This is a genomic window from Sinorhizobium meliloti (assembly GCF_017876815.1).
Taxonomy (GTDB): Bacteria; Pseudomonadota; Alphaproteobacteria; order Rhizobiales; family Rhizobiaceae; genus Sinorhizobium; species Sinorhizobium meliloti.
In genome coordinates this window covers 726,698-738,770 of sequence record NZ_JAGIOS010000001.1, presented here as the reverse complement: position 1 = coordinate 738,770, position 12,073 = coordinate 726,698, and the positions used below count along the sequence as shown (strand labels likewise).

Here is a 12,073-nt window from a genome sequence, read left to right as displayed (position 1 = left end):
TCTCGCTTTCGATCCGGCTCCAGTCTGAAATCAGAACGCGGCCGCGTCCAGCGCCATCATCGTGTCGGCGCCGGTTTCGATACGGATCTTGCGCAACTCCGTTTCAGGCAGGATGCGCTCCATGAAGAACCTCGCCGTGATCAGCTTGTTCTTGAGATAGTCCGCGCGTTGCGTTTCGCCAGCGGCAAGCTTCTCCTCCGCCGTCTTCGCCATCCGCGCCCACATATAGCCGAGGACGACGAGGCCGAAGAGATGCATATAGTCGGTAGAGCCGGCTCCGGCATTGTCGGGCTTGGCCATGGCGTTCTGCATGAACCACATCGTCGCGGCCTGCAGGTCGTTCAGCCCTTTCTTCAAGGCCTTGGTGTAGCCCGAGAGCTTTTCGTCGCCGCGGTTCTCCTCGCAGAAGTCGCCGATCTCCTTGAACAGCGCCATGACGGCGCGGCCGCCGTTCATCGCGAGCTTGCGGCCAACCAGGTCGAGCGCCTGGATGCCGTTGGCACCCTCGTAGATCATGGCGATGCGGGCGTCGCGCACATACTGGCTCATGCCGTGCTCTTCGATATAGCCGTGGCCGCCGAAGACCTGCTGGGCCATAACCGCATGATCGAAGCCCTTGTCCGTCAGCACGCCCTTGAGGATCGGCGTCATCAGACTGAGGATGTCGTCCGCCGTCTGGCGCTCCTCTTCGCTGTCTGAACGATGGGCGATGTCCGACTTCAGCGCCGTCCAGAGCGTGAAGGCGCGGCCGCCTTCGTTGAAGGCCCTGATCGTCATCAGCGTGCGGCGGATGTCCGGATGGACGATGATCGGATCGGCCTTCTTGTCCGGCGCCTTGGGGCCGGAGAGGGAGCGGCCCTGGATGCGTTCGCGCGCGTAGCTCGCAGCATTCTGATAGGCGACTTCGGCGATCGAAAGCCCCTGCATGCCGACGGCAAGCCTGGCCTCGTTCATCATCACGAACATGGCGCTGAGGCCCTTGTTCTCCGTGCCGATCAGGTAGCCGGTCGCCTCGTCATAATTCATGACGCAGGTCGCGTTGCCGTGGATGCCCATCTTGTGTTCGATCGCGCCGCAGGAAACGCCGTTGCGTTCGCCCGGCTCGCCGCTCGCGTCGAGCTTGAATTTCGGCACGATGAAGAGCGAGATGCCCTTTACACCGTCAGGCGCGCCCTCGATGCGCGCCAGCACCAGGTGGACGACATTCTCCGCCATGTCGTGCTCGCCGGCGGAGATGAAGATCTTCTGGCCGGAGATCCTGTAGGAGCCGTCGCCGTTCGGCACGGCCTTGGTGCGCAGCAGGCCCAGGTCGGTGCCGCAATGGGGCTCCGTGAGGTTCATCGTGCCGGTCCAGGTGCCGTCGACCATTTTGGGCAGATAGGCCCGCTTCTGTTCCTCGGAACCATGCACCAGGATCGCCGCGATCGCCCCCTGCGTCAGGCCCGGATACATCATAAGCGACATGTTGGCCGCGGACATGAATTCGCCGACGGCGGTGTGGAGCGTGTAGGGCAGGCCCTGGCCGCCGAATTCTTCCGGGGCGGCAAGGCCAAGCCAGCCGCCTTCGCGATAAAGGTCGTAGGCTTCCTTGAAGCCCTTGGGTACGGTGACGGAGCCGTCCTCGTGACGCTTGCAGCCCTCCTGGTCGCCGGAAAGATTGATCGGGAAGAGGACCTCTTCTGCGAGCTTTGCGGCCTCGCCGAGGATCGCGGCCGTCATGTCCGGCGTCACATCCGCGAAGCCGGGGAGATTGTGGTAGCGCTCGATGCCGAGCACGTCGTTGAGGATGAACAGGGTGTCGTCGACCGGAGCCTTGTAGATGGGCATGCTTTTCCTCGCCTTGATGTCCTTTCGGGCCGCGCCGCACGGCAGACCCGCTTCCCACTGTGTCGAGCGCGCACCGGTGGCGGTGTGCGACTTGGACGGATGCTACCGAACTTTGACGTTTGCGTAAACGTCAAACTTCTCGCGAAGCGAAAGTTTCGCTCCTGCCTCCCGCCGCCCCAAGTGACCATCGGGCAGGAGATGGCGGCGGACCGGGCGACAATAAATCGTTAAAAATCGGATCGGTTAACGGCTTATTTACCACGTTTAATGAATTGTGCGCTTTGAGATGGTCAAAGCTGCAACCGGTCCCGTCTTTGCATTGTTGCGGCTTTGCCCACATCGGCGGTGCCGCCGAAGTTGGGGCGATAGCCGGGGAAGCCCGGGCTCCTTCGGCGGCTTCGGTGACGGTCGAATTTATAGGGCCAAAGCGACACAGGGGCGAAGAGGCAATGAACGGATCGCGATCCACTTCTCAGCGCATGGGCAGCCCGTCCTATGGCGACCGGCCGTCGCTCGATGCCCTGAACCGCACCATCGAAGGGCTCGAAGCGCGCATCGAGGGGCTCATGAGCAGCGTCAGCCGCGAGACGCGGCAGCCGGAGCGGCCGCGTCCGGCCCCAAGCGAAGCGGTCTCCGAGATCATCGACCGCCAGCGGGCGCTCAATGCGGCGCGCGAGCGGTCGCCGCTGCGCGAACGCGCTGCGCCGAGCGAATCCGATCGCCTCGCTCCGACCCGCCTCGCGGCAGAGGCACGCTACCAGCCTCCTCAGGCAGCAGCCGCGCCATCGGGACGCTCTTCGGCTGCAGCGGATATCGCCGAGGCGCTGGTCGGTCTGAGGCATGAGCTGAAGCGCGATCTCGATGACGGCCTGTCCCGCGAGATGCACGCGCTGAGGTCGGAAATCCGGGGCATAAAGGCCGAAGCCGCCCAGGATCGCCGTTTCGCCGAGGACGTGCGGCACGATATCGAGCGGCTTTCAGCCGGCATCAAGGAACTTGGCCGGCAGGCTTCGCCCGCCGAGGCCGATGCGCTCAGGATCGAATTCGATGACCTGAGGTCAATGCTCGAAGGCCTCGCTCGCGAAGACAGCATGCGCCGCATGGAAAACCGCTGGACCGGCGTCGAGGACCGGCTGAACGCCTTCGACCAGAACCGCGACGATGAGCTGGTCGCGCTCGCCTACCGGCTCGACGAGATCAAGGCGCAGATCAATTCCCTGGACAGGGGCGCCGGAGTCGAGGTCCTCGAGAGCAAGCTGGTCGCGGTCGCCCAGGCGATCGAGATGCTCGGACGCCAGATCCAGCCGGACGAGAGGCGCCTGGCCCCGCAATTCGCCGATCTCGACAAGCGGCTCGATGAGATCAGCCGGGCGATCGCCGCCGGCAGCCGCAATGTGGCCGGCACCGACGGTTCATTCGTTGATCGTCTGGAGAACAGGCTCGGCGATCTGTCCCGGCAGATCGACACCCTCTCCAATCCTGTCGATTCCGGCCTCGGCGCGCGGATCGAGGCGCTGGCAGCTCGCGTAGAGGACCTTGCCGGCGAGAAGGCGGCGGCCCGATTGGAAGAGCGCCTGGACCAGCTTTCCGCGGTGCTGGAGCACAACCGGCCAGGCGCGGAGCCGGATCTTACAGATCGTCTTGCCGACATTTCCCGGAAGATCGAAGCCCTCTCGGGCGACAGCATCACCGATGCATTGGCTGAGCGCCTCGACGATCTCGCCCGCCGTATCGATGGGCTTGCGGGCAATGTCGAGCCCTCGGCGGACACGCGCTTCGATCGCCTCGAGGATCGCTTGGCAGGTATCGCCCAGCGCCTGGAGGAGACGCATGCCGCGCCCTTCGACGACCGGCAGGCGCTGCGCAATCTCGAAGCTCAGATCGGAAATCTCTCGACGCTGATCAGCCAGTCCCACGGTGAGACGGCAGGCGTGCCCGCGGAATTCGAGAGCCGCATGAATACGCTGGAAGACTATCTCGCGACCAGCGACGAATATATTATCGAGGCCGCCCGGCAGGCCGCGGAAGCGGTGATGGAGGCATATTCCAGAAACACCGCACCACAGATGGCGGCGAGTACCGACATGGCGGCCATCTCGGCGCTCGCGGAGGATCTGCGCACATTGGAGGAACTCAGCCGTTCGAGCGACGAACGGACCGCGCGCACCTTCGAGGCGCTGCATGAAACGCTCGTCCATATCGCCGAGAAACTGGAGCGGCTGGAAGAGCGGGAGCCCCCGGCTTCTCATGCACCGATGCCCAAGGCTGCGCCCCTCGAAGCTGCGGGCACTTTGACGAAGGCGGAACGCGACGAGGACGTGGAACGCGCGGCACACGCGCTCGCGGCCGAAAGCGAAACCTCCATCCACGCACCGGTGGCGGCCGCGGCTGAGGCGAATGATGCCGCCGAAGTCGCAATGGTCGAAGACGGCGAGATCAAGGTGGAGGCCCGTGCGGCGAAGACGGGCCTGCTTGCCGGTCTGACCCGGCGCTTCGCGCCGAAGCAGAACGAGGGAATGCCGATCCAGGCGCGGCAGATGGTCGAGCCCGCCCCCTCGATCGACCCCTCCGAAATGCTCGCTCCCGAGGACGCCAATCAGCTCCTCGAGCCGGGCTCCGGCGTGCCGGACGTCAAGAAGATCCTCGAGCGCGTCCGTGCCGGTCAGATTGCCCGCGGCGCGCAGGAGGCGAACGAGGGCGAAAAGGCGGACTTCATCGCTGCCGCGCGGCGCGCGGCGCAGCTGGCCGTCGAGGAATCCGACACGCTCAACCGCGTCAAGGAAAGCAAGGCGCCATCCGCCGTCGGCGGCGCGCTCGCCCGCCACCGTCGTCCGATCCTGATTGCGGTCGGCGCCGTGCTGCTCGCGATCATGTCCTATCCGCTCGTCAGCACGGTGCTGAAAGGCAAGGAGGCCCCGAGCGCTCCGCCGGTTGCAGCGATCGAGCGCAGGGCAGAGGTTGCGGAGCCGAAGGCCGCCGTCGACCGCGTCGTCCAAACGGCAGCTACCGCGAAGATTGGGGAAGAGCCTAGGGCTCCTGCCGGTGCGGAGAAGACGGATGCGCCGGCGATAGCGGCAAAACAACCGCCAACGCAGCCAGCCGCTGCCGAAGCCGGCAAGGTTGACGAGGCCATTGGTGGCGCTGGCGACGGCCAGGCGGCCTTGATGCGGCCGGCGGAGGCGCAAGCGCCTGGACCCATCTCGACCTTGCAGCCGTCTTCAGAAAGTTCAGCCGCTGAGCCGGCCAAGATGAGCGAGATCGTTCTGCCGGAGGGCTTCGGACCGCCCGCGCTCGTAACCGCGGCCAAGGGCGGCGACCCTCTCGCCTTCTACGAAATAGGCGCCCGCTTCACGGAAGGGCGGGGTGTCGGGGAAGATCGGGCGGAAGCCGTCAAATGGTATCAGCGCGCCGCCGACGCCGGCGTGGTACCGGCCGAGTACCGGCTCGCCAACCTTTATGAGAAGGGCGCGGGCGTTCAGCGCGACGCAGCAAAGGCCAAGGCGCTCTATCTCAAGGCGGCTGCGGCCGGCAACGCCAGTGCGATCCACAATCTCGCCGTCATGCTCGCCGGCGGCCGGGACGGCGCGCCGGATCTCGCCGAAGCGGCCAAATGGTTCGAGAAAGCCGCCAATCTCGGCGTTCGCGACAGCCAGTTCAACCTCGCCGTCCTCTATGCGCGGGGCGACGGTCTGGCCCGAAATCTGGAAGATTCCTACAAATGGTTCGCTATTGCGGCCCGCGACGGTGACAAGGATGCGGCAGAAAAGCGCGACGAGATCGCCAAGGCGCTGAAGCCCGAGGAGCTTTCGAGTGCCAAGGCAAAAGTCGACGCCTGGAAGGCTCAGCCTCTCGACGCCGAGGCGAACACGGTGGAGGTTCCGGATGCCTGGGTCGGTCCACCGACCAAGACGGCCACCGTCGATATGACCAGAGCCGTTCGCAACATCCAGGCAATCCTCAACAATAACGGCTTCGATGCCGGCAAGCCGGACGGCCAGGTAGGCCAGAAGACGACTGCCGCCATCAAGGCCTTTCAGAAATCGGTCGGCCAGGAGCCGACCGGTGAGATCACCGATGGGCTGGTCCGGGAGCTTTTGAAGCGGAACAGCTGAACCGTTTCAGCGGTTCCGCGCATGTCGTGGTGCCATAAGGCCGCAGGCGTGCCTGCGGGGCCGCGCATGTCCCTGAAAAGGTTGACAGCTCTGGCCCGGGAGCGCATGAGAGAAAGTGTCGCCCGTTTCTCCCTCAGGGGCGCGAACGGTCCACCAATACATCCCCGTCCGTGGTTGATCATGTACCACTTCGAAGGATAGCGCCGTGCGCCTCTTCGGGCGCGTGAAGCTTGAGAATAGTGAAACATTGCACAATTCCTCAATTGTTTGCGGTTAGGAATTGTGGAGGAGCAATTTCCGCCCGCACTGCGGGCCGCTGGCATATCGAGGTGCGGCCGTGACGGTCTATCTGCCCATTGCTGAGTTGTCGGTGAACATCTTCATCATTCTCGGCATGGGCGCGGCCGTCGGTTTTCTGTCCGGCATGTTCGGCGTCGGCGGCGGGTTTCTGATCACGCCGCTCCTGATCTTCTACAATATTCCGCCCGTCGTGGCGGTGGCGACCGGCGCCAACCAGGTGGTCGCCTCGTCGATATCAGGGGCGATCGCCCATTTCCGCCGCGGCACCATCGATATCAAGCTCGGCACGGTGCTCCTGTGCGGCGGCCTTGTGGGCGCGACCGTCGGCGTCTGGCTGTTCTCGCTGCTCAGGAGCATCGGCCAGCTCGATCTGGTGATCTCGCTGCTTTACGTGGTACTTCTCGGCTCGGTCGGCGCGCTGATGCTGTGGGAGAGCATCGGCGCCATGCGCAAGGCGGCGAAGAACCAGCCGGCGCAGCTCAGGCGGCCCGGGCAGCACAATTGGATCCACGGCCTGCCGCTGAAGATGCGCTTCAAGAAGTCGAAGATCTATCTGAGTGTCATCCCCGTGGCGACGCTCGGCTTTTCCATCGGCGTGCTGACCTCGGTGATGGGCGTCGGCGGCGGCTTCATCATGGTGCCGGCCATGATCTATCTGTTGCGCATCCCGACCAGCGTCGTCGTGGGCACCTCGCTCTTCCAGATCGTCTTCGTCTCCGCCTATACGGTGATCGTCCAGGCCTCGACCAACTACACCGTCGACATCGTGCTGGCCTTCGTGCTGATGATCGCCGGCGTCATCGGTGCGCAATTTGGCGTGCGCGTCGGCCAGCGGCTGCGCGGCGAGCAGCTCAGGGCACTGCTGGCGCTGCTCGTTCTCGCCGTCGGCATCCGCCTGGCGGTCGAGCTCGTCATACCGCCGAAGGACATTTACTCGGTCGTATCCGCGGCGGCAGGCTTCTGATGCGCTCGCTTCTCCTTCACTCGCTCGTCGCCCTGGTTCTCGCCGTCGCCACCCCGGCCGCAGCGCAGGTTCTGGAGCGCCAGGTCACCGACTTCACCGAGAAGCTCGAGATCGGCATCTCGACGGAAGAGATTGCCATCACCTCCGATTTCCGCGGCGCCGACCTGACGATCTTCGGCGCCATCGATGGTTTCGACCCCAGCCTCCTGGCGCAGGGCAAATACAATATCATCGTCGCGCTGGAAGGGCCGAAGGACAATGCGACGGTGCGAAAGAAGGAGCGGGTATTCGGTATCTGGGTCAATACCCAGTCGATGACCTTCGAGCTCGTGCCGGAGGCCTACTCGCTTTCGAGTACCCGCGCCATCGAGACGATCGCGCCGCGGCGCGACATCGCCAATATGGGCATCGGCGTCGACCACATGCGCCTGGTGCCGCTCGGCTTCGTCGGCGACGGCAGCACGCTCGGCGAGTTCCGCAACGCCTTCCGGAGGATTCGCGAGACGAGCGGCGTCTATCAGCGGGATCCGGGCGGGGTGCAGTTCATCAGTTCGAGCCTGTTCAAGGCCTCGGTGCGGCTGCCGGCCAACGTCCCGAACGGCATCCATGTCGTACGCGCCTATCTCTTCCGCGATGGCGTCTTCGTCGCCGCCAAGGCTCTTCCGCTCAGGGTGGTGAAGACCGGCCTCGAACAGGCGATTACCCGCGCCGCCCACGACCAGCCGGTGATCTACGGCCTCCTGGCCGTAACCCTCGCCGTCGTCACCGGCTGGGGTGCCAGCCTGCTCTTCCGCAAGGAGTGAGGGAGCCGGCAAATGGAGTTGGCGTTCCATTTTGCGTTATGGCGGTTTAAGGAAGCACGGGCATCGGCGGCGAACGATGCGAAACTTGAGGAAACCCCATGAAACCGATTTTCGTGCAACTGCAATGCGCCCCCGGCAAGACCTATGAGGTGGCCGACGAGATTTACCGCAAGGAGATCGTCTCGGAGATGTATTCGACCAGCGGTGACTATGATCTGCTTCTGAAGGTCTACGTCGAGGAAGGCCAGGACATCGGAAAGTTCATCAACGACAATATCGCCACGGTTCCCGGCATCTCTCGCTCGCTGACGACGCTGACTTTCAACGCGTTCTAGAGAGCGGGGTGAGGAAAAGTGTGGGCGGTTTTCCGCCCGCACCCCGCTCCAACCCTTTTCGAAACTACGCACTTCCGGACGGAAAACCGTTACACACTTTTCCTGGAAGTGCTCCAACCTCACCCGAGAAGGTTGGCGAAGCGCACCGAATAGATCCGGTCGCGGCCGAGCATGTGGGCGACGAGCTGCTGCCGGTCGAAGAGGCCGCTCATCTCACGGTGCCTGAGGTCGAGACCTCCCGTCGTGACCCCGAAAGCAGGCATGACGAGGCGCTTGCCGTCGGTCGCGAAGCAGGCGCGCCTCACCGATCTTTCCCGCCGCCTCACCGTCGCCGAGGGATGCAGGTGGCCGGCGATCTCGCCGATCCCGTCGCGTCTCGAAGGTTCGTGCCGGAAGACCAGGCCCGCGTGGCGGAGCTCGTCCATGGAGGCGCCGGGCAGCCCCTGTGCGCCGTCCGGATCATGATTGCCGTTGATCCATATCCATTCGCGGCCACAGGCCATGGCCGCGATCATCTGGCGGAAGGTTTCCGGCATTGCAGCCGATCCCTTCCGGTCGTGGAAATTGTCGCCGAGGCTGATGACCGTCGCGGGGTCGTGGCGGGCGATGACCGCATCCAATATCCGGAGCGTCGCAAGCGTATCGTAGGGAGGCAGCATCATGCCGCGCCGGGCAAAGGCGGAGCCTTTTTCGAGATGGAGGTCGGATACGACGAGCGTCCGGCTTTCGGGAAAGTAGAGACCGCCGAGCGGATCGCAGATCGCGGCGACTCCATTGATGGACGTGCGCGCGTGCAGGGATGGGTTGACGGCAGGTGATGTCGCGTAGATGAGCCGATGCATGGTCATTGCGGTGTTCTTGTGAGTGGGCGAGAAAGGCTTCTTTCCTCGGGTTTGCCCCTCACCCTAACCCTCTCCCCGCATGCGGGGAGAGGGGACGTGCCCCACGATACGCCGGTGAAAACGGTAGTGGCGGCGCTTGCCGCGGGTCCCTTCTCCCCGCCTGCGGGGAGAAGGTGCCGGCAGGCGGATGAGGGGCGCCGCGGAGGGGTCCGACAGGGATCAGAGGATTTTCGCTCTCTCATAGTTCTCTCATCCATCCGTACCGTGACCGCCCATCGCCTCGTTGATCAGATCGTCGGCCGCTTCCGTGAGCAGGAAGTCCTGTGCTTCTCCATGCACCGATTCCCGCCCGATCTCCAGCATGACTGGTATGGCAAGCGGCGAGATCTGATCGAGCCTGCGGTGGGTGATATGGCCCTTGATCCGCTTGAGCATGGAGCCGAGGCGGCCGATGTCCAAAAGTCCCGTGGCCGCATCATTGCGCGTCGCCTCGAGGAGAATGTGATCCGGCTCGTGCGCGCGCAATACGTCGTAAATGAGGTCGGCGGAAACGGTTATCTGCCGCCCGGTCTTCTCCCTGCCGGGGTGGCGCTGCTCGATTAGTCCGGCGATGACCGCGCAATTGCGGAAGGTACGTTTCAGGAGGAAGGATTCGTTCAGCCACGCCTCCAGATCGTCGCCCAGCATATCCTCGTCGAAGAGCTGGCCGAGCGACGGCGCCCGCGCCCGGAACGCCGCGCCCATGTCGTCGAGCGCCCAGACGGCGAGCGAATAGTCGGTCGCGACGAAGCCGAGCGGCTTCAGGCCGGCACGGTCGAGACGGCGGGTAAGGAGCATGCCGAGCGTCTGGTGGGCGAGCCTGCCTTCGAAGGCGTAGATGACCATGTAGTGCCGGCTGCCCCGCGGGAAGGTCTCGATCAGGAGTTCGTCGTCGCGCGGAAGCATCGACACGTCGCCCTGCAGCGCCAGCCAGTCCCTGACCTGGTCGGGCAGACCGGCGCGGCGCGCCGGATCGGCGAGCATCTTTCTTACCTGTGCTGCGAGATAGGTGGAGAGCGGAAACTTGCCGCCGGCATAACTCGGCACCTTGGGATCGAAGGAAAAGGCCTGCGAAACCAGGCACTCGTTCTCGCGGATGCCTTCGAAGCGCAGCACCTTGCCGGAAAAGAGGAAGGTGTCGCCCGGTGAAAGCATTTCGAGGAACGATTCCTCGACTTTGCCGAGCGACATGCCGCCGCGGCCAAGCGAACCGCGCTGGTTGCGCTTGACCATGCGGATGTTCAGCATCGGCGACTCGACGATCGTTCCGACATTGAGGCGGTATTGCTGCGCAACCATCGGGTTGGAGACCCGCCAGAGCCCGTCCTTCGTCTTTCGGATGCGGGCATAGCGCTCATAGGTGCGGAGGGCATAGCCGCCTGTGGCGACGAGATCGACGGCCCGCTCGAAGGTTTCCCAGGCAAGCCGGGCATAGGGCGCGGCGCTGATCACCTCTTCATAGAGTTCCAGCGCATCGAAAGGCTGCGCGCAGGCCATGCCGAGGATGTGCTGCGCCAGCACGTCGAGCGCACCCTTGCCGATCGACGGCGTGTCCTGAGCGCCGACGTAATTGGCGTCGAGCGCCGCCTGGCACTCCATGACCTCGAAACGGTTGGCCGGAACCAGGATGGCGCGGCTCGGTTCGTCCATGCGGTGGTTGGCGCGGCCGATGCGTTGCGCAAGCCGGCTTGCTCCCTTCGGCGCTCCGACATGGACGACCAGATCGACGTCGCCCCAGTCGATGCCGAGATCTAGGGTCGACGTGGCGACGACGGCGCGCAGACGGTTTTCGGCCATTGCCGCCTCGACCCTGCGGCGCTGGGCGACATCGAGAGAGCCGTGGTGCAGAGCGATCGGCAGATCGTCGTCGTTGATCTTCCAGAGTTCCTGGAACAGCATCTCGGCCTGGCTGCGGGTGTTGACGAAGAGCAGCGTCGTTCGGTGTTCCTTGATGGCGGCGTAGACGTCCGGGATTGCATAACGCGCCGAATGCCCGGCCCAAGGCACCTGGTTCTCGGTCCGCAGGATGGAGATCTCGGGCTTTGCGCCCCCGGAAACGGTGATCAGCCCCGCATGGTTCTCCTTGGCGAGAAATTGAGCGACCAGCCAGCGCTGCAGATCCATCGGATCGGCGACCGTAGCCGAAAGCCCCATCGTCTGGAGACGGGGCGCCAGGCGGCGCAGCCGCGCGAGGCCGAGCGATAGGAGATGGCCGCGCTTCGACATCACCAGCGAGTGCAGCTCGTCCAGAACCACATAGCGCAGGTCCTTGAAGAAGCGCTCCGCCTCGCCATTGGCCAGAAGCAGCGCGAGCTGCTCCGGTGTCGTGAGCAGTATGTCGGGCGGGTTGAGCTTCTGCCTCTGCCGCTTGCCCTGCGGCGTGTCGCCGGTACGGTTTTCGATACTCACCGGCAGCCCCATCTCGCCGACCGGTTTCATGAGGTTGCGCTCGATGTCGACGGCAAGCGCCTTGAGCGGCGAGATGTAGAGCGTGTGGATGCCGGTGAAGGGCGCGCCGGGCGGGATCCTGCCGCGCCTGGTGATGTCGACGAGCGAAGGCAGAAAGCCGGCGAGCGTTTTGCCGGCTCCGGTCGGCGCGATCAGAAGCGTGCTCTCGCCCGCCTCGGCGCGTGACAGAAGTTCGAGCTGATGGGCGCGCGGACGCCAACCCTTTTCGGCGAACCACCGGAGAAAGGGTGCCGGCAACGTCAGGGCGTCGCCTTCCGGCGACGGAGAATCGATCCTGTCCACGGAGAACAAAGGTAGATCAAACGCGGCAAAAGAGAAGCCGGCATTCTTCGTGCTGTTGCAAGGATTGACTCGAAACGCGAATCGTAGATAAATTTTATCT

The 12,073-nt window shown here is 64.3% G+C and carries 7 protein-coding genes; 4 read left to right on the top strand and 3 right to left on the bottom strand.

What is annotated here, in order from left to right:
• Window positions 1–30: 30 nt before the first annotated feature.
• Window positions 31–1,827 carry an acyl-CoA dehydrogenase C-terminal domain-containing protein gene (locus tag JOH52_RS03585; RefSeq protein WP_010968641.1) on the bottom strand — a complete coding sequence of 599 codons (1,797 nt, stop codon included), beginning with the start codon at window positions 1,825–1,827 and terminating at the stop codon, window positions 31–33.
• A 449-nt stretch (window positions 1,828–2,276) separates the two neighbouring features.
• Between JOH52_RS03585 and JOH52_RS03580 the strand changes: the two genes are divergently transcribed.
• The 4 genes from JOH52_RS03580 to JOH52_RS03565 all read left to right on the top strand — a co-directional run bounded on the left by JOH52_RS03580 (window position 2,277) and on the right by JOH52_RS03565 (window position 8,341).
• Window positions 2,277–5,939 (top strand): peptidoglycan-binding protein, encoded by a 3,663-nt coding sequence (locus JOH52_RS03580; RefSeq protein ID WP_014528926.1) that lies wholly within the window; start codon window positions 2,277–2,279, stop codon window positions 5,937–5,939.
• A 337-nt stretch (window positions 5,940–6,276) separates the two neighbouring features.
• Window positions 6,277–7,203 carry a sulfite exporter TauE/SafE family protein gene (locus tag JOH52_RS03575; protein ID WP_107010431.1) on the top strand — a complete coding sequence of 309 codons (927 nt, stop codon included), beginning with the start codon at window positions 6,277–6,279 and terminating at the stop codon, window positions 7,201–7,203.
• Window positions 7,203–8,006, top strand: coding sequence for a TIGR02186 family protein (locus JOH52_RS03570; protein ID WP_010968644.1), 804 nt, complete (start codon window positions 7,203–7,205; stop codon window positions 8,004–8,006). The genes JOH52_RS03575 and JOH52_RS03570 overlap by 1 nt, the downstream gene beginning before the upstream one ends.
• Before the next feature lie 98 nt (window positions 8,007–8,104).
• A complete protein-coding gene (locus JOH52_RS03565) occupies window positions 8,105–8,341 on the top strand; it encodes an Lrp/AsnC ligand binding domain-containing protein (RefSeq protein WP_003530131.1) in 237 nt (78 codons plus the stop codon).
• Between the two features lie 119 nt (window positions 8,342–8,460).
• On the opposite strand, the gene pdeM is transcribed toward JOH52_RS03565, so the two are convergent.
• Window positions 8,461–9,189: a ligase-associated DNA damage response endonuclease PdeM gene (gene pdeM / locus JOH52_RS03560; protein ID WP_003530129.1), complete on the bottom strand. Its 729-nt coding sequence runs from the start codon at window positions 9,187–9,189 to the stop codon at window positions 8,461–8,463.
• Window positions 9,190–9,432: 243 nt separating this feature from the next.
• Entirely contained in the window at window positions 9,433–11,982 is a 2,550-nt protein-coding gene (locus JOH52_RS03555) for a ligase-associated DNA damage response DEXH box helicase (protein ID WP_003530127.1), read from the bottom strand.
• Window positions 11,983–12,073: the final 91 nt, after the last annotated feature.

Coding starts and splice junctions, on each gene's coding strand:
- JOH52_RS03585 (WP_010968641.1), bottom strand. CDS start 1,827: ATGCCCATCTACAAGGCTCCGGTCGACGACACCCTGTTCATCCTCAAC.
- JOH52_RS03580 (WP_014528926.1), top strand. CDS start 2,277: ATGAACGGATCGCGATCCACTTCTCAGCGCATGGGCAGCCCGTCCTAT.
- JOH52_RS03570 (WP_010968644.1), top strand. CDS start 7,203: ATGCGCTCGCTTCTCCTTCACTCGCTCGTCGCCCTGGTTCTCGCCGTC.
- JOH52_RS03565 (WP_003530131.1), top strand. CDS start 8,105: ATGAAACCGATTTTCGTGCAACTGCAATGCGCCCCCGGCAAGACCTAT.
- pdeM (WP_003530129.1), bottom strand. CDS start 9,189: ATGACCATGCATCGGCTCATCTACGCGACATCACCTGCCGTCAACCCA.